This window comes from Arthrobacter sp. Ld5, from assembly GCF_051172775.1.
Lineage (GTDB): Bacteria > Actinomycetota > Actinomycetes > Actinomycetales > Micrococcaceae > Arthrobacter_D.
Window position 1 is genome coordinate 84,217 of record NZ_JBPKBO010000005.1, and the last position, 21,846, is coordinate 106,062.

General features: G+C 71.9%; 22 protein-coding genes. 3 read left to right on the forward strand and 19 right to left on the reverse strand.

Features of this window, described 5'->3' with window-relative positions:
* Nucleotides 1-13: 13 nt before the first annotated feature.
* The 5 genes from ACSGDB_RS02940 to truB form a co-directional block, all read right to left on the reverse strand.
* Nucleotides 14-1,009, reverse strand: coding sequence for a bifunctional riboflavin kinase/FAD synthetase (locus ACSGDB_RS02940; protein WP_434992720.1), 996 nt, complete (start codon nt 1,007-1,009; stop codon nt 14-16).
* Between the two features lie 130 nt (nt 1,010-1,139).
* Entirely contained in the window at nt 1,140-1,754 is a 615-nt protein-coding gene (locus ACSGDB_RS02945; RefSeq protein ID WP_434992721.1) for a DUF4345 family protein, read from the reverse strand.
* Nucleotides 1,755-1,799: 45 nt separating this feature from the next.
* On the reverse strand, nt 1,800-2,243 hold the full coding sequence (locus tag ACSGDB_RS02950; protein ID WP_434992723.1) for a hypothetical protein: 444 nt from the start codon (nt 2,241-2,243) through the stop codon (nt 1,800-1,802).
* Entirely contained in the window at nt 2,240-2,608 is a 369-nt protein-coding gene (locus ACSGDB_RS02955) for a hypothetical protein (protein ID WP_434992724.1), read from the reverse strand. The genes ACSGDB_RS02950 and ACSGDB_RS02955 overlap by 4 nt, the downstream gene beginning before the upstream one ends.
* Before the next feature lie 2 nt (nt 2,609-2,610).
* Nucleotides 2,611-3,513, reverse strand: coding sequence for a tRNA pseudouridine(55) synthase TruB (gene truB, locus ACSGDB_RS02960; protein ID WP_434992725.1), 903 nt, complete (start codon nt 3,511-3,513; stop codon nt 2,611-2,613).
* A 55-nt stretch (nt 3,514-3,568) separates the two neighbouring features.
* Between truB and ACSGDB_RS02965 the strand changes: the two genes are divergently transcribed.
* Nucleotides 3,569-4,759: a pyridoxal phosphate-dependent aminotransferase gene (locus ACSGDB_RS02965; RefSeq protein ID WP_434992726.1), complete on the forward strand. Its 1,191-nt coding sequence runs from the start codon at nt 3,569-3,571 to the stop codon at nt 4,757-4,759.
* Between the two features lie 64 nt (nt 4,760-4,823).
* Here ACSGDB_RS02965 and rbfA read toward each other — a convergent pair whose 3' ends face one another.
* The 5 genes from rbfA to rimP all read right to left on the reverse strand — a co-directional run bounded on the left by rbfA (nt 4,824) and on the right by rimP (nt 10,521).
* On the reverse strand, nt 4,824-5,261 hold the full coding sequence (gene rbfA / locus ACSGDB_RS02970; protein ID WP_055772560.1) for a 30S ribosome-binding factor RbfA: 438 nt from the start codon (nt 5,259-5,261) through the stop codon (nt 4,824-4,826).
* Between the two features lie 110 nt (nt 5,262-5,371).
* Entirely contained in the window at nt 5,372-8,317 is a 2,946-nt protein-coding gene (infB, locus tag ACSGDB_RS02975) for a translation initiation factor IF-2 (RefSeq protein WP_434992728.1), read from the reverse strand.
* Between the two features lie 110 nt (nt 8,318-8,427).
* Complete coding sequence (locus ACSGDB_RS02980; RefSeq protein ID WP_434992731.1) at nt 8,428-8,859, reverse strand: YlxR family protein; 432 nt, start codon at nt 8,857-8,859, stop codon at nt 8,428-8,430.
* Between the two features lie 35 nt (nt 8,860-8,894).
* Complete coding sequence (nusA, locus tag ACSGDB_RS02985; RefSeq protein ID WP_434992732.1) at nt 8,895-9,884, reverse strand: transcription termination factor NusA; 990 nt, start codon at nt 9,882-9,884, stop codon at nt 8,895-8,897.
* A gap of 10 nt (nt 9,885-9,894) precedes the next feature.
* Entirely contained in the window at nt 9,895-10,521 is a 627-nt protein-coding gene (gene rimP / locus ACSGDB_RS02990) for a ribosome maturation factor RimP (protein ID WP_434992943.1), read from the reverse strand.
* 108 nt (nt 10,522-10,629) lie between these two features.
* On the opposite strand from rimP, the gene ACSGDB_RS02995 reads away from it, so the two are divergent.
* Nucleotides 10,630-11,766 carry a DUF4439 domain-containing protein gene (locus ACSGDB_RS02995; protein WP_434992733.1) on the forward strand — a complete coding sequence of 379 codons (1,137 nt, stop codon included), beginning with the start codon at nt 10,630-10,632 and terminating at the stop codon, nt 11,764-11,766.
* Nucleotides 11,759-12,805 (forward strand): aminoglycoside phosphotransferase family protein, encoded by a 1,047-nt coding sequence (locus ACSGDB_RS03000; protein WP_434992734.1) that lies wholly within the window; start codon nt 11,759-11,761, stop codon nt 12,803-12,805. Before ACSGDB_RS02995 ends, ACSGDB_RS03000 begins: the two co-directional genes overlap by 8 nt.
* 7 nt (nt 12,806-12,812) lie before the next feature.
* Here the strand turns inward: ACSGDB_RS03000 and ACSGDB_RS03005 are convergent, their stop codons facing one another.
* From ACSGDB_RS03005 to dxr, 9 genes are all read right to left on the reverse strand, one after another.
* Complete coding sequence (locus tag ACSGDB_RS03005) at nt 12,813-13,625, reverse strand: sulfite exporter TauE/SafE family protein (RefSeq protein ID WP_434992735.1); 813 nt, start codon at nt 13,623-13,625, stop codon at nt 12,813-12,815.
* Nucleotides 13,626-13,627: 2 nt separating this feature from the next.
* Complete coding sequence (locus ACSGDB_RS03010; RefSeq protein ID WP_434992737.1) at nt 13,628-15,427, reverse strand: proline--tRNA ligase; 1,800 nt, start codon at nt 15,425-15,427, stop codon at nt 13,628-13,630.
* A 139-nt stretch (nt 15,428-15,566) separates the two neighbouring features.
* On the reverse strand, nt 15,567-16,469 hold the full coding sequence (locus ACSGDB_RS03015; protein ID WP_434992738.1) for a GNAT family N-acetyltransferase: 903 nt from the start codon (nt 16,467-16,469) through the stop codon (nt 15,567-15,569).
* Nucleotides 16,423-17,589: a flavodoxin-dependent (E)-4-hydroxy-3-methylbut-2-enyl-diphosphate synthase gene (ispG, locus tag ACSGDB_RS03020; RefSeq protein ID WP_434992740.1), complete on the reverse strand. Its 1,167-nt coding sequence runs from the start codon at nt 17,587-17,589 to the stop codon at nt 16,423-16,425. Before ispG ends, ACSGDB_RS03015 begins: the two co-directional genes overlap by 47 nt.
* Before the next feature lie 99 nt (nt 17,590-17,688).
* Nucleotides 17,689-17,979, reverse strand: coding sequence for a YciI family protein (locus tag ACSGDB_RS03025; RefSeq protein WP_434992741.1), 291 nt, complete (start codon nt 17,977-17,979; stop codon nt 17,689-17,691).
* A 10-nt stretch (nt 17,980-17,989) separates the two neighbouring features.
* Nucleotides 17,990-18,436, reverse strand: a complete 447-nt coding sequence (locus tag ACSGDB_RS03030) for a hypothetical protein (protein ID WP_434992743.1) — start codon at nt 18,434-18,436, stop codon at nt 17,990-17,992.
* Nucleotides 18,437-18,576: 140 nt separating this feature from the next.
* On the reverse strand, nt 18,577-19,182 hold the full coding sequence (locus ACSGDB_RS03035; RefSeq protein ID WP_434992744.1) for a MarR family transcriptional regulator: 606 nt from the start codon (nt 19,180-19,182) through the stop codon (nt 18,577-18,579).
* A 39-nt stretch (nt 19,183-19,221) separates the two neighbouring features.
* Complete coding sequence (locus ACSGDB_RS03040) at nt 19,222-20,562, reverse strand: M50 family metallopeptidase (protein ID WP_434992745.1); 1,341 nt, start codon at nt 20,560-20,562, stop codon at nt 19,222-19,224.
* Nucleotides 20,559-21,833 carry a 1-deoxy-D-xylulose-5-phosphate reductoisomerase gene (gene dxr, locus ACSGDB_RS03045; protein WP_434992746.1) on the reverse strand — a complete coding sequence of 425 codons (1,275 nt, stop codon included), beginning with the start codon at nt 21,831-21,833 and terminating at the stop codon, nt 20,559-20,561. Before dxr ends, ACSGDB_RS03040 begins: the two co-directional genes overlap by 4 nt.
* Nucleotides 21,834-21,846 lie beyond the last annotated feature (13 nt).

Genomic DNA, 21,846 nt, shown 5'->3' on the forward strand with positions numbered 1-21,846 from the left:
ATCTGGCCTCAGTCTAGCGTCTGGGCTGATGTTCTGTCGAAAGCAGTCCGCGCGCGCGGTCGACGTCGAGCCTCATCTGGTCGATGAGCGCTTCGGGTCCGGTGTAGGCGATCTGCCCGCGCAGCCGTTCGACGAATTCGACGACGACGGACTGCCCGTACAGGTCGAAGTCCTGCACCCGCTCCGGCGGACGGTTGATGACGTGCGCCTCGACCTGGCGGTCCACGCCGTCGAAGGTGGGATTGGATCCGACGGAGATGGCGGCGGGCCACCGCGTGCCGGCCTGGTCGGTGAGCCAGCCGGCGTAGATGCCGTCGGCGGGGGTGAAGCCCTGCGCGGAGGCGCCCAGGTTGGCGGTCGGGTAGCCGAGTTCCCGGCCGCGGGCGGCCCCGTGCACCACGTCGCCGCGCATGCGGTGGAGCCGGCCGAGCACGCGGGCCGCGGTGGCCACGTCGCCGGCCTCCAGCGCCTCCCGGACCCAGGTCGAGGAGCAGCGGCGGTCGCCGTCGGCGTCCGTGACGTCCGACGGGTAGCCGGCGCCGAAGTCGTCGATGGTGATGACCTCGAACCCGAGCGTGCGGCCGAGGTGCCGCATGGTGTCGAGGTCCCCGCTGTTGCCCCGTCCGAACCGGACGTCGTGGCCGATGACCACGGCCTTGGCCCTGAGCCCCCGCACGAACACGCGCTCCACGAACTCCTCCGGCGAATCGGAGGCCAGGTCGAGCGTGTAGTGCATCATCAGGAGGGCGTCGATGCCGGTCTCGGCGAGGGTCTCCACGCGGTCGTCGAGGCCCATGATCAGTTCTGGCGCCGTGTCCGGCCGGTGGACCTGGGAGGGGTGCGGGTCGAAGGACACGACGACGGCCGCGGCGGATCGCTGCCGCGCCGCCTCGACGACCTGCTGCAGGACATGCTGGTGGCCCCGGTGCACGCCGTCGAAGTTGCCGAGCGTCAGGACGGAGGGCCCGAAGTCCTCGGGCACGCTGTCCAGGTCTCTCCAGTAGTACACGCATCTCCTTCGCGGTTCGGCCGATCCCCGGAACCGCGGGTGTGGTCCGGCGGGTCGATCGCCGATCCCATTATGGCCGACGGCCCCGCGACGACCGGCATCGCGCCCCGGGGCGACGGGATGGTGGGGGTCAGCTGCCCTGAGCGAACTCCCGGCGGAGCTCGGTGGTCTTCGCGATGTACTTGTGCCAGACGAGCAGGGCCGCCGGGAACGCGAGTTCGATGACCATGAGGATGATCATCAGGTAGTTGGGGGTGCCGGAGAACGCCCACGACAGGACGCGCCCGATGCCGCCGAAGAACACCATGAGGCACACGAGCCAGAGCATGTTGGCCCACTGGAACTTGATGGCGATCGTGATGAACGCCGCGCCGACCCCCACCATCATGGCCGAGTAGAACCGGAACTGGCTCTCGAGGGTGGGATTGACCGGCGTGCCGTCGGAGTCCGGCAGCCCCGCCGTGCCGAAGACCAGGTAGTAGACGCCGAAGGCGGCGAGGGCCAGGCCCAGCAGGACGACGACGGTGCGGAACACGTTCCAGTCACCGCCCGTGGACGCCGTCCTGCCCGCCTTCTTCCCCGTGGCGGGGGCACCGTCCCCGGAGGTGCGGGCGGTCGTGCCCGACGGCGCGGGGCCCGCCGTCCCGGACGCGGGGGTCGACGCGCGTGGCGTTGAAGGGGCCGGCCGGGTGGGCCGTCCGCCCGGCGTGGAGGGATCGTCGTGCTCGGGGCTGGTGCTGGTCATGTCGCTCCCTGGAGGCCGGGTGGATGGTGCTCTTCCGTCATCCTCTCACGGTGCGTCCGGCCGGTTCCTGCGCAGCCAGAGCAGGCCGAGGACCGGCAGGACGAGCGGCACGAAACCGTAGCCGCGGCCGAACGCCGACCACACCGTCTCGCTCGGGAACGCCTGGGCGTCGAACACGCTGAGCAGTCCCACCACGACGACCCCCACGAGTTCCGTGGTCACCGCGACGACGGAGACGCGGTAGGCCCGGGCGCCCGGGCGGGCCAGGGAGACAGTGGCGACGATGTACACGACGGCGGCGAACGCCGACAACAGGTACGCCAGCGGGGCCTCGTCGAACTTCGTGGCGATCTGGAACGCGGCCCTGGCCGTCGCCGCGAGGGCGAACACGCCGTACACCGCGATCAGCAGCCGCCCGGGGCCGCTCGCGCGGTGCGTGCCGGCCGCCGCGGTCGCCCCAGGTGCCGCCCCGTGCCTCTGCCTGCTCACAGTCCCGCCACCCCGTCCCAGATCTGCTCCATGCGGAAGAGCATGACGAACACGGTCAGCCCCGCCGCTCCCAGCACGAAATTGCTCCACCGCGTCTTCTCGAGGATGGCCCACCAGAACGCCCCGACGGGCACGAGGAGTGCGGTGAGCAGGTAGCCCCAGAACTCCCAGGCCTCCCCGAGCACCGGCTCCCCCGTGAGCTGCCGGATCACGGCGCCGACGGTGTAGGCGAGAAGGAAGAGCTCGACGGCCGCGATCGAGAGGATGGTGATGTCGTTCGGGGGACGGCGCAGCACGCCCGCCCCGATGCACAGGACGGCGGCGACGGCGCACACGAGGGCCCCGACGAGGAAGAAGGCGTCCATGCCTACTCCTTCCCCCCGGGCGCGAACACCAGGACGGTCCGGGCGGCGTCCCCGCGGTTCTCGAGCAGCGCCACGAGCGTGCCGTCCGGTGCGTAGGCCGCGACCGGCCCGTCCGGGTCCGTGTTCGCCGCCACCTTCCGGCCGTGGGACACGTCGGCGGTCTCGGTGTCCGAGAGTTCCCGGACCGGGAACAGGGCCCGTCCGGCGTCGTCGAGCGAGAGGACCTCCAGCTCGTCGGCGAGCTGCTCGAGGGTGCGCGCCTGGCCGATGGTGTACGGCCCCACCCGGGTGCGTCGGAGCGCCGTGAGGTGGCCGCCGACGCCGAGCGCCGCGCCGAGGTCGCGGGCGAGGGCACGGATGTACGTGCCGGAACTGCATTCCACGGTGACGTCGACGTCCTGGAGGCGGCCGTTGCTCACGCGCCGGATCGCGTGGATGTCGAAGCGGTGGACGGTCACGGGCCGCGCGGCGAGGGTGACCTGCTCGCCGGAGCGGACCCGCGCGTAGGAGCGCTCGCCCTTGACCTTGATGGCGCTGACGCTGCTCGGGACCTGCCGGATCTCACCCGTGAATGCGGCGACGGCGGTGCGGATGTCCTCCTCGGTCACGGCCGCGGCGATGCTCCCGCCGGTGACCTCGCCCTCGGCGTCGTCCGTGAGAGTGGACTGGCCCAGCCGGATCGTGGCCGTGTACGTCTTCGTGGTGCCCACGATGAACGTCAGGAGGCGGGTGGCCCGGTTGATGCCGACGACGAGGACCCCGGTGGCCATCGGGTCGAGGGTGCCGGCATGGCCGACCTTCCGGGTGCCGGCGAGGCGGCGCAGGCGCCCGACGACGTCATGACTGGTCCAGCCCTGCGGCTTGTCCACGATGATCAGCCCTGAGTGGACCTGCCCGTCATTCACGCCTCCCAGTATATGGTCCGCACCGGGAGCGCCCGTGCGCGATAGCATCCTCCGTATGCCCTCCGCTCCAGCCCACGTGGTGAACGTCCCGGTCAACCAGATCCGCGAGATCACGCAGGCGGCCTGGGCCACTCCCGACGCCATCGTGCTCAGCATCGGCGAACCGGGCTTCCCGGTGGCACGGCACGTCCTCGAGGCGGGCATGGCGGCACTGGACCGCGACGACACGAACTACACCCCCAACGCCGGGATCGCGCCGGCCAGGGCTGCCTTCGCGGAACGGTTCTCGCGGCTGTCCGGGGTCGACGAGGATCCCTCGCGCGTCTTCGTCGTCGCCGGCGCGCAGCAGGGGCTGCACCTCGCGCTGAGCACCCTTCTCGGGGCCGGTGACGAGGTGCTCCTCCCGGATCCGGGCTACCCCACGTTCGCCATGATGGTCGGCCTGCTCGGCGGGGTGCAGGTCCCCTACCCGCTGGTGCCCGAGCACGGGTTCCAGCCCCGGATCGAGGACCTGCGGAGCCTCGTCACCGCGCGCACGAAGGTCCTCCTGCTGAACTCCCCCTCGAACCCCCTCGGCTCGGTGTTCGGGCACGGGCTCACGCGTGAACTCGTGCGGTTCGCCCACGAGCACGACCTGTGGATCGTCTCCGACGAGTGCTACGAGGCCTTCACCTACGACGTCCCGCACGTCAGCCCGGCACGCTTCGACGCCGGCGGTCCGGAGGCGGTCCCGGAGGCCCGGGAGCCACGCGTGATCACGTCGCTGACGCTGTCCAAGACGTACGGGCTGACGGGGCTGCGGATCGGTGCGCTCGTCACGCCGCCCGGGATGGAGGCGCTGCTGAGCAACATCATGGAGGCCACGGTGTCCTGCGTCTCGGCGGCGTCGCAGTACGCCGCCGTCGCCGCGCTCACCGGCCCCCAGGACTACGTGTCCACGGCACTGCGGCACTACCGGTCCAACCGGGACGCGGCGACGGCGGTCCTCGACGGCCTGGGCATCGACTACCTCGACGCCCGCGGCGCCTTCTACCTGTGGGCCGACCTGTCGCACGCGACCGGCGGCGACGTCCGCGCGTGGACCCGCTCGTTCCTCGCGGACCGCGGGGTGGCGCTCGCCCCGGGCACGGCCTTCGGCGCGCGCGGCGAGGGCTGGGTCAGGATCGCCCTCTGCGGCCGGACCGACGAGCTCGTCGAGGGGCTCTCCCGGCTCCCCGCCCCGCCGCGGACCCGGCCCACCCCGTGAACGCGGGAGGCAGCCGACCCGGGCGGGTCGGCTGCCTCCCGTTCGTTGCCGGGCGGGACCGGGACTAGCGTGCCGCCTCGTCGTCCTCCGACGTGCGGTACGGGTCCGCGTCGCCGGCGAAGTCGGCACCCTGTGCGATCGCCGCCACCTCGGCGTCGCGCTCGCGTGCCTTCTGCAGGAGTTCCTCGAGGTGGCTGGCGTTCACCGGCACCTCGTCGGGGACGAACTCGAGGGTGGGCGTGAGCCGCGCCGTGATGTTCTTCCCGACCTCCGACCGCAGCACGCCGCGGGCGGATTCGAGCGCCATCCGGGTGGCCTGCTGCTCCTCCGGGTCGCCGAGCACGGTGTAGTACAGGGTCGCGTGCTGGAGGTCGTTCGTGACGCGCGCGTCCGTGATGGTCACGGCTTCCAGCCGCGGGTCCTTCACGCGGCGCCGCAGCGCCTCGGCGACGATGACTTTGATGCGCTGCGCGAGCCGCGCGGCGCGGGCCGGATCTGCCATTGCTGTTACTCCTACTGGGGCTGGTCTGGTGAGGAACCCTCGGCGGGTTCCGGCGGTACCGACAGGTCGGGCGCCCCGGAGGACCCGGGGCGCCCGACCTGCGCTACCTGCTAGGCGCGGGGCTTCTCCCGCATCTCGAAGGTCTCGATGGTGTCGCCTTCCTTGACATCGTTGAACGAGCCGAGGCCGATACCGCACTCGAAGTCCGTGCGGACCTCGGTGGCGTCGTCCTTGAAGCGCTTGAGCGAGTCGACGGAGAGGTTGTCCCCGATGACCTTGCCGTCGCGCAGGACACGGGCCCTGGTGTTGCGTCGGATGATGCCCGAGCGGACGATCGAACCGGCGATGTTGCCGAACTTCGAGGAGCGGAACACCTCGCGGACCTCTGCGGTACCGAGCTGCACCTCCTCGTACTCCGGCTTGAGCATGCCCTTGAGGGCGAGCTCGATGTCGTCGATCGCGGCGTAGATGACCGAGTAGAAGCGCATGTCCACGCCTTCACGCTCGGCGAGGTCCGCCACGCGCTCCGCCGGCTTCACGTTGAAGCCGATGATGATCGCGTTGTCGACCGTGGCCAGGTTGACGTCGTTCTGCGTGATCGCACCGACGCCACGGTGGATGACGCGCAGCTGCACGCCCTCGCCGACGTCGATCTTGAGCAGCGAGTCCTCCAGGGCCTCGACGGCACCCGACACGTCACCCTTGAGGATGAGATTGAGGGTGTCGACCTTGCCCTCGGCGACGGCCTGGTCGAAGTCCTCGAGGCTGATGCGCTTGCGGCGCTTCGCGAGGGCCGCGTTGCGGTCCGCCGCTTCACGCTTCTCGGCGATCTGGCGGCCGGTGCGCTCGTCGTCGGTGACGAAGAACGTGTCACCGGCGCGGGGCACGTTGGACAGGCCGAGGACCTGGACCGGACGCGAGGGTCCCGCCGTCGTGACGACGTCGCCGTTCTCGTCGAACATGGCACGCACACGGCCGTGGGCCGTACCGGCGACGATCGTGTCGCCGACGTGCAGCGTTCCGGACTGGACCAGGACGGTGGCGACCGCACCCCGGCCCTTGTCCAGGTTCGCCTCGATCGCGATGCCGCGGGCGTCCTTGTTCGGGTTGGCCCGCATGTCCAGCGCGGCGTCGGCGGTGAGCAGGACGGCCTCGAGAAGTTCGTCGATGCCCATGCCCTGCAGCGCCGAGACGTGCACGAACATGGTGTCGCCGCCGTACTCCTCGGGGACGAGGCCGTACTCGGTGAGCTGGCCCTTGACCTTGTCCGGGTTCGCGCCTTCCTTGTCCATCTTGTTGACGGCGACGACGATCGGCACGTTGGCCGCCTGCGCATGGTTCAGCGCCTCGACGGTCTGCGGCATGACGCCGTCGTCGGCCGCGACGACGAGCACCGCGATGTCGGTGACCTTCGCGCCACGGGCACGCATGGCGGTGAACGCCTCGTGGCCCGGGGTGTCGATGAAGGTGATGGCGCGGGGCGCCTCCTCGTGGACGTGCTGGATCTGGTAGGCACCGATGTGCTGGGTGATGCCACCGTGCTCGCCCTCGACGACCTTGGTGTTGCGGATGGCGTCCAGCAGTCGCGTCTTACCGTGGTCGACGTGGCCCATGACCGTGACGACCGGCGGGCGTGCCTCGAGCTGCTCGTCGCCCTCGGCTTCCAGTTCGGCGTCGAAGTCGATGTCGAAGCTGCTGAGGAGCTCGCGTTCCTCGTCCTCGGGCGAGACCACCTGGATCAGGTAGCCCAGCTCCGTGCCGAGCACCTGGAAGGTGTCCTCGTCGAGGGACTGCGTCGCCGTCGCCATCTCGCCGAGGTGGAACAGCACGGTGACCAGCGCGGCGGGGTTCGCCTCGATCTTGTCGGCGAAGTCCGTGATGGACGAACCGCGGCGCAGGCGGACGACGGTGTTGCCGTCGCCGCGGGGTACGCTCACGCCGCCCAGCGACGGAGCCGACATCTGCTCCAGTTCCTGCCGCTTCGCACGCTTCGACTTGCGCTGCTTGCCGCGACCGGCGCCACCCTTGCCGAAGGCGCCGGCGGTGCCGCCGCGTCCGCGGCCGCCCTTGCCGAAGCCGCCGCCGGCGGGTGCCCCGCTGGGGCTGTTGGGTGCTCCACCGGGCCCCCGGCGCGGGCCGGCACCGGGCGCTCCGCGGCCGGGGGCCACGGGACGTTCGGTGCGGTTGGGCATCATGCCGGGCGTGGGACGGGAGCCCGGGGCTCCGGCGGGGCGGGGCGCACCCGGACGCGGTGCGCCCGGACGGGGTCCGCCGGCACCGGCCGCGGGACGCGGTCCACCCGCACCGGCTGCCGGGCGGGGTCCGCCGGCGCCGGCGGCGGGACGCTGCTGGGCGTCGTCACGGCGACCGGGCCGGGGCATGCCCTGCGAGGGGGCGAACGGGTTGTTGCCGGGACGCGGGGGACGATCCGACCCGCGCTCGGCACCACGATCGGTGTCGCCGCGGCGCGAGCCCATGCCCTGCGAGGGGGCGAACGGGTTGTTGCCGGGGCGGGGAGCGCCGCCGGGACGGGCGCCGGTGGGGCGCGTCGTTCCCGCGGAGGGTGCTGCGGGAGGCGTTGCCGGGCGCGGGGCGGGACGCGCCCCGTCACCGGGAGCCTCGGCCTGGGTGGCCTGCTCCGCCGGTGCGTCCTGCGCCGCCGGCGCAGGGGTACTCGGCGCTGCGGGCGCCGGGGCGTCCTGGGCTGCCGGAGCGGGGACGGAACCGTCGGAGAACGGCGACGCCTGCGGTGCGACCGGGGCTGCCGGTGCGGGGGTGCTCGGTGCTTCCGGTGCCGCCGGGGCGGGCGCCTCGGGAGCTGCCTGCGCGGCACCCGGCTTCGGACCCGGTGAGGGCGCCGAGGGGCGTGATGCTGCGGGGGGTGCCGCGGCCGGCGCGGCATCCGGGAAGGCGCCGCGAAGCTTCTTCACGACGGGGGCTTCGATGGTGGATGACGCCGAACGGACGAACTCGCCCAGTTCCTGCAGTTTCGCAACTGCGTCCTTCGAGGTGATACCGAGCTCTTTCGCGAGCTCGTGTACGCGGACCTTGGCCACATTTCTCCTGTCTCGGTCCGCACCGAGTCAGGCACGAACCGTCTATTTCCTACTGCTGATCCCAGTCGCAAGCGCGTCCGGCAGATCAAAGATCGAGCGCAACGGATTGGTCATCGTTGCGCACTCATCGCTGGGTGCTCATCGGGTTTCCATGAGGGTACTGACCCGCTTTCAGGGAGGACGGTGTGTACGGAGCGTCCGTGTCGACGCTCCAGATGTGCCTGGAAGGACGCTGCAAGATCGGCAGTGTCCACCGGCCCGCGGAAGGCCCTGTTGAAGGCTTTCCGCTTGACGGCTGTCTCCATGCATGCCGGGTCGGGGTGCAGCCAAGCACCCCGTCCGGATAACCGGCGCCGCTCATCGATGACGGCCGCCATTCGGCCATCCATCGGTCGTGCAACAACCCGCATCACGTGTGACTGGCGGTCCCGTCGGCGGCATCCCACGCAGGTGCGTATCGGATGTGCGTCCGCCGGTCGGTTCCCGGGATCGTGTCGGCGTGAAGCCTTGTCCGGGAACGGCCGGGCGGCAGTCTCGTCCATTCTACCCCTTCTGATGCTGCCGCCGGACCCGCGGCTCAGGCCTTCGCCACCGACGCCTGCTGCGCGGCGTCGGACACGATGTCGATCCGCCAGCCCGTGAGCTTGGCGGCGAGGCGGGCGTTCTGGCCTTCCTTGCCGATCGCGAGGGAGAGCTGGTAGTCCGGGACGACGACGCGCGCGGACCGGGTGGCCTCGTCGGTGATCGTCACGGAGGTCACGCGGGACGGCGACAGGGAACTCGCGATGAAGGCGGCGGCGTCGTCGTTGTAGTCGACGATGTCGATCTTCTCGTCGTTCAGCTCGTTCATGACGGCGCGGACGCGGCTGCCCATCTCGCCGATGCACGCGCCCTTGGCGTTGACGCCAGGGACGTTCGCCTTCACCGCGATCTTGGTGCGGTGCCCCGCCTCGCGGGCGAGGGCGACGATCTCGACGGTCCTGTCGGCGATCTCGGGGACCTCCAGCTCGAAGAGCTTGCGCACGAGGCCGGGGTGCGAGCGGGACAGGGTGATGGAGGGCCCCTTCATGCCGCGGTGCACGTCGACGACGAAAGCGCGCAGCCGGGAGCCGTGCAGGTACTTCTCCCCCGGCACCTGCTCCGGCGGCGGCAGGACCGCCTCCACGGACCCGAGGTTGACCTGGATCATGTGCGGGTTGGTGCCCTGCTGGATCATGCCGGCGACGAGTTCGCCCTCCTTGCCGCGGAACTCCCCGAGGATGTTGTCGTCCTCGGCGTCACGCAGGCGCTGGAGGATGACCTGCCGTGCGGTGCTCGCCGCGATGCGCCCGAAGCCGGTGGGGGTGTCGTCGAACTCACCGACGGGCGCACCGTCCTCGTCCTTCTCCGTGGCCCAGATGGTGACGTGCCCGGTGCGGCGGTCGAGCTCGGCGCGGGCGGTCTCGTGCGAACCGGGCGAACGGTGGTACGCGATGAGCAGTGCCTGCTCGATCGTGGGAACCAGCTTGTCGAGGGGAATCTCGCGCTCGTGCTCGAGGAGCCTCAGCGCGCTCATATCGATATCCATGTGGGTCTCCTTACGCGTGGTGCACGGCGCCGGAGATCTCCGGATCGGCCCCATCGGTGTCGTCGTGGTGTTCATCCTCGGGATGCGCGAATTCGACCTGCACGGTCCCCTTGCGGATCCTGGAAAACTCGAGGGCGAGCGGATCGCCCTGCTTGGGCTTCATGCCCTTCTTGACCGGCAGCTGCGGGATCAGCCGGATCCCGGTGTCCGAGACGCCCTCCAGCCGGCCGAGGACCACGTCACCGGTCACGGGCTTCACCTCGATCAGGCGCCCCACGTTGCGGCGCCAGTGGCGCGGTTCGGTGAGGGGGCGGGAGACCCCGGGCGAGGACACTTCGAGGTTGTACGGACGGTCGTCGTCCTCCAGGCTGTCCATCGCCTCGGAGAGGTCGGTCGAGATGGCGGAGATCACATCGAAACCGACGCTCCCCGTGGTCTCCTCGGGCAGGTCCACGACGATGTGGACCGTGCGGTGGGACCCTGCGACCTTGACCTCGACGTCCTCGAGGTAGAGGTTGTGCCGGTCGACGACCGGCTTCAGTCGTGTCCTGAGACGCTGCGCTTCGTCCTGCAGTTCTGCCTCTGAGGCCGACCTGCTGGTCGAGGCGTGATTTTCGTTCCCGGACCGGACCGCCATGGCTGCCTCCCACTCGATGATGTTGTGCTCCAAGAGTACCGACATTCCGCGGCACCCGGTGTATCGGCGGGAGAAACGGGACGCTCCGTGACATCATCGGGAACTGTGATGACGGGGGCGGGGACGAACGAGCGGCAGGCCGGTGGAGTGCGCCGCGGATCCCGCGCCGGACGCGTGGCGCGGCGGTCCGTCGGTCTCGTGGGCCTCTTCGCCGGGATGCTCCTCGTGGTCGGCATCGGGCTGGGCGTCGGCCCCGCGGAACCGCAGCAGCGGGTCCATTCCGCCTCCGAACAGGCTCAGCTCGACGCCGAGGACCGCTACCGCTCCGCGGCCGACCAGGCACGCGCACTCGTGGGCTCCCCCGGTCTGGATCCGGAGACGGCGGCGGAACTGTCCGCGGTGGCGCTCGACCTCGACCACCAGGCGGACGCCGTCGCCCTGCCGCGCTCCCCCGGTCCGACGGCGGAACCCGGCACGGCCGCACCGCCCGCCACCGGTACCGCCACCGGCTCGCCGGCCGGAACCGCACCCGCCTACGCCCCCGCCGACGCCCCCGCCGTGCTGGGGGTCCTCCGCGACAGCGCACGGCAGAGCCTCCAGGACGCGGTCCGCGCGGATCCGGGCCCCGGGCGCGTGCTCGCCGCCGCCGGGGTGAACCAGTGGCGGCATGCCCTGCGGCTCGGCCACCTCCTGGGCGTGGACCCGGGGCTGCCCGCGGACGGCTCCCTGTCCGCCGTCGACCTCGACGCGGCGCCCGCACCCGGGGAGTGCACCGGGACCCCGCTCGGCACCGCGGCCGACCGCCGCGCCCTCCTCGACGCGAGGACCGCCGAGGACCAGGCGCGGTACGCGTACGAGGTCGCAGCGGCGCTGCTCCCCGATCCCGCGCAGGCCCTGGACGCGGCGGCGACCCACGACGACGCCGCGGAGGCGGTGACCGATCGCCTGGCCGCCCTCTGCGTGCCCGCGGACCCGCCCCCTGCCGGGTATGCGATCGGGCCGGACTTCCGCGCCGACCCCCTCGCCGCGACCCGCGCCATCGAGCAGGAACACGCCGAGCTCTACGCGGGCCTCATCGCCGCGGTCGGACCGGAGGAGCGGGCCTGGGCCGTCGCCTCGTTCAGTGCCTCCGCCCAGCGCAGCCTCGACGCCGGGGCGCCGCTCGAAGCCCTGCCCGGCCTGGCCGTCGGCACGGCGGCGCCGGACGCCACCCCCGCGGACCCGGCGGAGCAGCCCGGTGGCTAGCGACCCCCGTGGCGGTGGGGGCGGGCGCTCCTCGGCCTCCGGCCCGCGCGCGGGCCTGCCCGATCTCCCGCCGTCCCTCGCCCGGTCCGCGCGGGCGATCGACGGCGGGGTGCGATGGACGCGCACGTGGCACGACCTCCTCGCGGAGCGACTCGAGGACTGGGACCTGGACCTCGACCTCCGGCCGGGGCAGCCCGCCTGGGCGGGCCGGTGCGCCGTCGTCCTCCCGGTGCTGCAGCGCGACGGCACCCCGGCCGTCCTCAAACTGACCGTCCCCCACGACGAGGCCCTGCCCGAGCCCGATGCGCTGACGCTGTGGGACGGCGCGGGCGCGGTCCGCCTGCTGGCGTCGTCGCGCCCCGACCACGCCCTGCTGCTGCAGCGCCTCGACGGGGACCGCTCCCTGCGGGACGTGCCGCTCGACGAGACCCCCGGGCCATGGGGCGCGGTCCTGCGGCGGCTCTGCCTCCGGGCGGGCGACAGTGCGCCCTGGGCGGCCTTCCCCCACCTCGCGTCCGAGGCCGAGCAGTGGACGGACACGATTCCCGCCCACTGGGACGACCTCGGCGAACCGTTCCCGCGCTGGCTCATGGAGTCCGCCCTGGAAGTCTGCCAGTCGCGCGGGGTCCTCGGCCGGCGGTCGGAGCGGGACGTCCTCGTGCACGCGGACCTGCACTACGAGAACCTCCTGCCGTCCTCGCCGCACCGGCTGGGGGACTTCGTCGCGATCGATCCGAAGCCCGTGCTGGGCGACGCCGAATACGCCGTGGCACCCATGCTGTGGAACAGGCTCGGCGAGCTCGACGCCGGCGACCCGGCCGGTCACCTGCAGGCGCACTGCCGGGCGCTGGCCGGGGCCGCGGGCCTCGACGCGGAGCTGGCCCGGGGGTGGACCGTGGTCCGCGAGGTCCGCAACGCGCTGTCGTACCTGGCGCACGGCTCCACGGGCGAGGCCCAGCGGTCGCTGTGGGTGGCGAGTTCGGTGCTCGGGCGGACCCTGGACGGGCTGCCGCCGGCCGGCCGGCTGTCCGTCCCCTGAGCGCCCGTCAGCCCGCGACGAGCGGGCTGACGTTCTCGACCCACACGTCGAAGCCGAGCTTGACGATCAGCGCGCCGACGACGAGGAGGAACACGATCCTGATGAAGCGGCTGCCCTGGCTGATGGCCATCCGCGACCCGGTGTAGCCACCGGCCATGTTCGCGACGCCGAGCAGCAGCCCGACGCCCCACAGGAGGGACCCGCTGGGCAGGAAGAACAGGAGGGCGCCGGCGTTGGTCGCCATGTTGACGATCTTGGCCTTGGCGCTGGCGCCGAGGAAGTTGTAGCCCAGCAGCGTGACCATGGCGATGATCAGGAAGGACCCGGTGCCGGGGCCGATGAGTCCGTCGTAGAAGCCGATGACGAGGCCGATCGCGCACGCGGTCGCGTAGTGCCGCGTGCCCTGGTACCGCAGCTTCGTGAGCGTCCCGACGGTGGGCTTCAGGGCCGTGAACACGGCGACGCCGATGAGCGCCACCACGATGATCGGCTTGAAGACCGACGCCGGCAGCGACGAAGCGAGGACGGCCCCGCCGAAGCTGCCGGCGAGGGCCACGCCCGCCATGGGCAGCGCGGTCCGCAGGTCCGGGTGGGCGCGCCGGTAGTACGTGACGGCGCTCGTCGTCGTCCCGAAGATGGACCCCATCTTGTTGGTGGCCAGCGCCTCCACGGGCGCGATGCCGGGCACCAGGAGCAGCGCCGGCAGTTGCAGCAGGCCCCCGCCGCCGACGACGGCGTCCACCCACCCGGCCGCGAAGCCGGCGACGAGGACCAGCAGGATCGTGGCGAGGTGCAGCTCCTCGAGTCCCGAACCCGCCAAGGTCAGTGCGCTGTGAGTTCGCGCAGCGTCGCGGCGGCCCCGTCGACGGCGACGTCCTGCGTCTGGCCGGTGCGCCGGTCCTTGACCTCGAGCAGGCCGTCCGCGAGCCCGCGCCCGACGACGACGATGGTGGGCACGCCGATGAGTTCGGCGTCGCCGAACTTGACGCCCGGGGAAACCTTCGGGCGGTCGTCGTAGAGCACGGTCAGGCCGGACGACTCCAGCTCCGCGGCAAGCTTCTCCGCTGCCTCGAACACCTCGGCGCCCTTGCCCGTGGCGACGATGTGCACGTCGGCGGGCGCGACGTTGCGGGGCCAGATGATTCCGCGGTCGTCGTGGTTCGCCTCGGCGAGGGCTGCGAGGGCGCGCGTCACGCCGACGCCGTAGGACCCCATGGTCACCGTGGCGAGCTTGCCGTTGCGGTCGAGGACCTTCAGGCCCAGGGCGTCGGCGTACTTCCGCCCGAGCTGGAAGATGTGGCCCATCTCGATCCCGCGGGCCGCGACCAGCGGCCCCGAGCCGTCGGGTGCCTCGTCGCCCTCGCGCACCTCGACGGCCTCGACGACGCCGTCCCAGGTGAAGTCGCGACCGGCGATCAGGCCGAACACGTGTTTGCCGTGCTCGTTGGCGCCGGTGATCCACGAGGTCCCGCTGACCACGCGGGGGTCCACGAGGTAGCGCAGGCCCGTGGCGGACTCGGCGCCGAGCACCGCGGCATCGGGCGTCAGGCCCGGGCCGATGTAGCCCTTCACCAGGCCGGGGTGCTTCCTGAGGTCCTCCTCGGTGGCGGCCTCGACGGCCACCTCGCCGCCGGTCTCCAGGTGGCCCGCGATGTTCGCCTCGATGCGCTTGAGGTCCACGGAGCGGTCGCCGGGCACGCCGACGACGACGATCTCGCGCTCGCCGGTGGGCAGGACGGCGGCGAGCACGACGTTCTTCAGGGTGTCCGCGGCGGTCCAGGGCCGGTCCCCGCGGGGGGACACGGCGTTGGCTCCGGCCACGAGCGTGTCGATGGTCGGGGTGTCCGGGGTGTCCAGCACCTCGGCCGCCGGGGCGTCCGAGTGGTCGACGGCGTCGGGGACCACCGTGGTCACGGCCTCCACGTTCGCGGTGTACCCGCCGGCCGACCGGACGAAGGTGTCCTCACCGATCGGCGTCGGGTGCAGGAACTCCTCGCTCTTCGAGCCGCCCATCGCGCCGGCGGTCGCCGTCACGGGGATGACCTCGAGGCCGAGCCGTTCGAAGATGCGCAGGTAGGCCGCACGGTGGAGCTGGTAGCTGGCCTCCAGCCCCTCGTCGTCGATGTCGAAGGAGTACGAGTCCTTCATGATGAACTCGCGGCCCCGCAGGAGCCCGGCACGGGGTCGTGCCTCGTCGCGGTACTTCGTCTGGATCTGGAACAGGCTCACCGGGAGGTCCTTGTACGAGCTGTACAGGTCCTTCACGAGCAGCGTGAACATCTCCTCGTGCGTGGGGGCCAGGAGGTAGTCCGCGCCCTTGCGGTCCTGGAGCCGGAAGAGGCCCTCGCCGTACTCGGTCCAGCGGTTGGTGGCCTCGTAGGGCTCCCTGGGCAGCAGCGCCGGGAAGTGGACCTCCTGGGCGCCCATGGCCTCCATCTCCTCGCGGATGATGCCCTCCACCCGCGCGAGGACCTTCAGGCCCAGGGGCAGCCAGCTGTAGATGCCCGGGGCCGCGCGCCGGATGTAGCCGGCCCGGACCAGGAGGCGATGGCTCGCGACTTCGGCGTCGGCGGGATCCTCACGCAGGGTGCGCAGGAAAAGGGTCGAGAGTCGTAAGACCACGCGGGTGTCCGTTCGTATTCATCGGGCGCTGCTGGATCGCGCACTGCCATTCACTCCCCCGCCGTCCGGCGGGAAACAACAGGTACCAATCTAGCCGGTCCGCCCGCCCCGCCGCCGTCGGCCGCGCGACGGACGGTCCTCAGAAGAGGATCGTCGCGAAGGTGTCCACCTGCTCGAAGCCCACGCGCTTGTACGCCGCGATGGCGCGCGCGTTGTAGGAGTTCACGTAGAGGCTCACGGTGGGTGCCAGGGAGCGGGCGGCGACGACGACGCCGGCCATGTAGGCGGCGCTGAGGCCCTGCCCGCGGTGGTCGGGGTGCACCCAGACGCCCTGCACCTGGACGGCCTGCGAGGACACGGTGCCGAGCTCGGCCTTGAAGATCACGGTGCCGTCGTCGGCGAACGCCGCCAGGGAGTGCCGGCGGCCGATCAGGGATGCGACCCGCCGGCGGTAGTGGTCGGACCCGCCGAGGAAGGGCGAGTAGCCCACCTCCTCCTCGAACATCGCGGCGCAGGCCGGCAGGAGGCGGTCCAGCTCGTCGGGCCGGGTGAAGCGCAGGTCCGGCGCCGGGGCGACGAGCGGGTCGGTGTCGATGGCCATGAGGGGCTGGGTGGGCCGGATGTCGAACGGCTCCGCACTGTAGTCCTCGAGCGTGGACCACAGGTCCATCACGCCCTCGGACAGGCCGAAGATCGAGGAGAAGGTGCGCCCCGACCGGCCCAGATGGTCGCCGAAGATGGCACCCGTCTCGTCCGTCACGCCGACCGGGACGAGGTTGACCCCCGCCCAGCAGGCCGCGCGGAGCTCCTGGTGGCGGAACATCCCGACGACCTCGCCGCCCGCGAGCGACGGCGCGGCTGTGCGCGTGGCCTCGAGGTGCGAAGCGACGAAGACGTTGGCTACCGGGTCCGCGTCGACGAGGGTCCAGAGATCGGCGGTGTCCGCCTCGCCGAGCACCCGGAACGACCACGGCCCCTCCGGATCGGGCTGCGGCCTAGCTAACGGTAACCATGGGGCCACCCTGGCCAGCAGTTTCGCCATCAGCCTCCCCCATCTCCTCCGCGAGCCGCATGGCTTCCTCGATCAGGGTCTCCACGATCTGGTCCTCGGGCACGGTCTTGATGACCTCTCCCCGCACGAAGATCTGCCCCTTGCCGTTGCCGGAGGCGACACCGAGGTCGGCCTCGCGGGCCTCGCCGGGTCCGTTGACCACACAGCCCATCACGGCCACGCGGAGCGGCACCTCCATGCCTTCGAGGCCGGCGGTCACCTCCTCGGCGAGGCTGTACACGTCCACCTGTGCCCGGCCGCACGAGGGGCAGGACACGATCTCGAGCTTGCGGGGGCGGAGGTTGAGGGACTGCAGGATCTGGTTGCCCACCTTGATCTCCTCGACCGGCGGCGCGGAGAGGGAGACGCGGATGGTGTCGCCGATGCCCTTGGACAGGAGCGCGCCGAACGCGGTGGCGGACTTGATGGTGCCCTGGAAGGCCGGCCCGGCCTCGGTCACCCCGAGGTGGAGGGGCCAGTCGCCGCGCTCGGCGAGGAGCTCGTACGCGCGGACCATGATCACGGGGTCGTTGTGCTTCACGGAGATCTTGAAGTCGTGGAAGTCGTGCTCCTCGAACAGGGACGCCTCCCAGACGGCCGATTCGACGAGGGCCTCCGGCGTGGCCTTCCCGTACTTCTCCATGAGGCGCGGGTCGAGGGACCCGGCGTTGACGCCGATGCGGATCGAGGTGCCGGCGGCCTTCGCGGCGTCGCTGATCTGCTTGACCTGGTCGTCGAACTTGCGGATGTTGCCCGGGTTCACGCGGACCGCCGCGCAGCCGGCGTCGATCGCGGCGTACACGTACTTCGGCTGGAAGTGGATGTCCGCGATCACCGGGATCTGCGACTTCTTCGCGATGATCGGCAGCGCCGCGGCGTCGTCCGCCGACGGGCAGGCCACGCGCACGATGTCGCAGCCGGTGGCCGTGAGTTCCGCGATCTGCTGCAGGGTGGCGTTGATGTCCGTGGTCGGCGTCGTCGTCATCGACTGGATGCTGATCGGGGAATCGGACCCGACCCCCACCGAGCCCACCTTGATCTGGCGGGTCTTGCGCCGGGGCGCGAGGACGGGTGGCGGTGCTGCTGGCATTCCTAGGTTGACCGAGGTCAAAACATCCTCCATGCTGGCGGCCCTGGCCGCACGTGTGACGACATACGTGTTCCCATTATCCACCCGCCGTGGCGCCGGGGCGCCCCGCCGGGACGCAGGTCACACGAGGTTGCGGAAGGCCCCGATCACGGGGTTCCACGCGGTGGTCTTTACGGCGGAGATCGCCCCGGCCTGCGCGAACGGGTCCTCGCTCACGAGCTGGTTGAGGTCGGCCTCGGTCGGGGAGGCGAAGAGCAGGAGCGCGCCGGTGCCGTCTGCGAAGGGGCCGGAGGCGAGGACACGGCCGTCGCCGACGAGAGCTTCGAGCCACTCGCGGTGCGCCGGCCGGTGCTCGGCGCGGAGGTGGTCGTGATCGGGATTGTAGACGTACTCGACGGCGAAGATACTCATGGATGTCACCCTACGTGACTCCCAGCAGGTAGGCCTTGACGACGGTCGCGACACCGGCGGCCCACAGCAGGGAGGTCAGCGTGCCGATGATGAAGCGCTCCGCCGCGGCGGGGGTCTCCTTCAGCTCGGCGTAGCGCCCGAGGGCCTTGACCGCCACGACGTAGGCGATGGCGACGGGCTGGCCGCCCAGGATGGCGACGGTCACGGCGAGGCGCTCGAGCACGCCGATGACCAGCCCGCCGCGGAGCACCCCGGGCGGCAGTGCGTCGATCGGCGTCTGGGGCGGGCGGGCCGGGGGCTCCGGCATCTCGAGCTGCGGCTGGTCCGCCGGCTCCGGGAGCTCCCTGCGCCGCTCCGCGGTGTCCACCGATCGCGCCAGGCGCAGCACGAGCATGGTGACGGGATACCCCAGGCCGCCCGCGGCGACGAGCGCCACCGCGATCCACAGAGCCTCCACCGATACCTCCCGAACCGTCGTCGACCGTGCCGCTCACCGCCGTCCACCCTGTCTACCGCATGCCACCCCCGGAAGTGGTGCAGGCGCGGGGGATCCGCGGTGACCGGCGGATCCGCGTCCCGGCGGTCCTTCCCGGGGGTTCATTCCTGCCGGTCGGTCCAGGCCAGGAGGCGCGCCGCGGCGTTCCGGACGGCGGGCTCCTCGTGCCAGGCCGCCCGGGCGGCCGCCTTGCTCACCGCCTGCGGGCTGATGCCGAGGCTCCGCGCGACGGCGGTCTGGGTGCCGCGCTCGCCGGGCTGCAGGCGGTCGAGGATGCGCCACTCCGCCTCGGAGCGTCCCAGGACGTGCCGGCCGAGCAGCGCGAGCACCCCTTCGGCCTCCGCCGCGACATCGGCGCGGCCCTCCGGCCCCTCGACGGCCAGCGGCGCGCGGTCACCGGTCTTCTTCGCCCGGTCGACGGCCTTCCGCGCGGCGACGAACGCGGGCCCCCGGCCTTCCCGCGGCGAGTCGGGGAAGGGCTCCTCGACTCCGCCGACGCCGATCCCCACGTACCAGCCGCCCGCGCGGAGGCAGAGCAGGACGGCGTCGACGGCGTCGGCCGGGTCGGCGAGGACGCCCTGCGCCTCGTCCCCCACCGAGCGCTCCCAGGGAAGGACGGCACGGATGGGCCGCAGGAGGTCCAGCAGTTCCGGGATGCGGTCCGGGGAGGTTCGGCTGGCGGCCTGGTCGATCGTGAGAACGAACATCTTTCAACCGTATGGGGTTGAATTTCGATTTACAACCGATCAGCCGAAGAGATCGACCGGCTTCACGATGTCGGCGTAGATCAGCAGGACGCCCATGCCCAGCAGGAGGATCGCGACGGCGTAGGTGAGCGGCAGCAGCTTCGCCATGTCGAACGGTCCCGGATCGGGGCGCCCGAACAGGCGCGCGATCCCGCGGCGGAGCCCCTCCCACAGCGCCCCGGCGACGTGCCCGCCGTCGAGCGGCAGGAGCGGGATGAGGTTGAAGACGAACAGGGCGAGATTCACGCCCGCGACGAGTCCCACGAGGGTCGCGGCGCGGGAGGCGACGGGGATCTCCTCCATCGCGGAGATCTCCCCGGCGATCCGGCCGACCCCGACCACGCTGATGGGCCCCTCGGGGTCGCGCGGTGCGTCCGAGAACGCCGCCTGGCCCACCTCGATCACGCGCTGCGGCAGGTTCAGCACCACGCCGGCCACGCTCGCGAGGGAATCACCGACGGCGGGGAGCACCTCGGTGGCCGGCTGGGGCACGAGTTCCTGGGTGGAGCCGACTCCGATGAAGCCGACCTCCTGCGTGATCTCCGTGCCGTCGTCGACCGCCGCGGTCCCGTCCTCCGCCGCGACGGGCCGTTCCGTCAGCAGGGGCGTGATGGTGGAGTCGATGGTCTCGCCGTCACGGACGTAGGAGATGGCGACCTCGCGCCCTGCGGCGTCCCGGATCCAGCCGGACAGCTCGTCCCAGTCGGTGACCTCCCGGCCGTCGAAGGCGACCACGCGGTCGCCGGGCTCCAGCCCTGCCTGGAAGGCGGGTGCGGCGGGGTCGTCGGGTCCGCAGTCGGTCTGGCCCGTGGCCGCCTGCTGGCTGGCGGGGACGACGCAGCGGTACACCTCGGAGACGGTGGTGGTGGCCTGGGCGGTGCCGAAGCCCATGATGAGCACCGCGAAGAGGACGGTCCCGATGATCAGGTTCATCAGCGGACCGCCGAGCATGATGATGATGCGCTTCCAGATGGGCAGCTTGTAGAACACGCGGTCCTCGTCGCCGGGCTGCAGCTGCTCCGCTGCGGCGCGGCGGGCGTCGTCGGACAGTTGCTGGAAGACGCCCGTGCTGGACTGGCGGACGGCGCCGGCCTCCGTCGTCGCGGGCGGGAACATGCCCACCATGGCGACATAGCCCCCGGCGGGGATCGCCTTGAGCCCGTACTCGGTCTCGCCGCGCCGCCTGGACCAGACGGTGGGGCCGAAGCCGACCATGTACTGGGTGACGCGGACGCGGAAGAGCTTCGCGGGCACCAGGTGGCCCACCTCGTGCAGCGCGATCGACGCGGCGATCCCGACGACGACGAACAGCACTCCGGCGATGAACAGCAGAACGGTCACAGTGTTTCCTTCTGGTCGTGCACATCCCCCGCACGCTCCGGCAGGGGCGCCTCCCCGAGCCCACAACGGACACGGGCACTCCGGCGTGCCCAGCGCTCGGCCGCGAGCACGGCGTCGAGGGTGAGGTCGCCGGCGGCGGCGCCCGTGTCCTGGGCGCGCTGCTCCTCGACGACCGCGGCGACGGTGTCCACGATGCCCGTGAAACCTAGGACCCCGCTGTGAAAGGCCTCGACGGCCTCCTCGTTCGCGGCGTTGTAGACGGCCATGCGAGTGCCGCCCTCGGCCGCGGCCCGCTTGGCGAGCGCGATGGCGGGGAAGGCATCGTCGTCGAGCGGTTCGAAGGTCCATTCCTCGGGGCGGCTCCAGTCGCACGCCCTCGCCGCGCCGGGCACCCGGAAGGGCCAGCCGATGCCGAGGGCGATCGGGAGGCGCATGTCGGGCGGGGATGCCTGCGCCAGGGTGGACCCGTCCACGAACTGGACCATCGAGTGGATCATGGACTGCGGGTGCACGACGACGTCGATCCGCTCGAGCGGGATGTCGAAGAGCAGGTGCGCCTCCACCACCTCGAGGGCCTTGTTGACCATGGACGCCGAGTTGGTGCTGATGACGCGGCCCATGTCCCATGTCGGATGGGCGAGGGCCTGGGCCGGGGTCACGTGCTGCAGCTGCGCGCGGGTCATGCCGCGGAACGGGCCGCCCGACGCCGTGAGGACGAGGCGGTCCACCTCGTCCACCGTCCCCCCGCGGAGCGCCTGCGCGATCGCCGAGTGCTCGGAATCGACCGGGACGAGTTGCCCGGGGACCGCCGCCGCACGCACGAGGGCCCCCCCGGCGATCAGCGACTCCTTGTTGGCGAGCGCCAACAGGTGCCCGGCGCCGAGGGCGGCGAGGGTGGGCTCGAGACCGATCGACCCGGTGATCCCGTTGAGCACGACGTCGGCGTCCGGCCAGGCGGCGACGTCGGCCGCCGCGCGGTCGCCGGCGAACAGGTGGGGGGCGTAGCCGGTGACGCCGGCGTCGTCGGCGGCTTCTCCGATGGCCTTCTCGAGCTCGGCCTCGGTGCCGGACGCGACACCGACGGCGGGGGCGCGGACGGCGACGGCCTGGCGGGCGAGGAGGTCGAGGTTCCGCCCGCCGGCGGTCAGGCCGGCCACGCTGAAGCGGTCCGGGGCGGCGGCGATCACCTCGAGTGCCTGGGTGCCGATCGAGCCCGTGGAGCCGAGGATGGTGACGCGCCGGTGCCCGCGGGTGGGGTTGCTGAAATCCATGGCCCCAGTATCC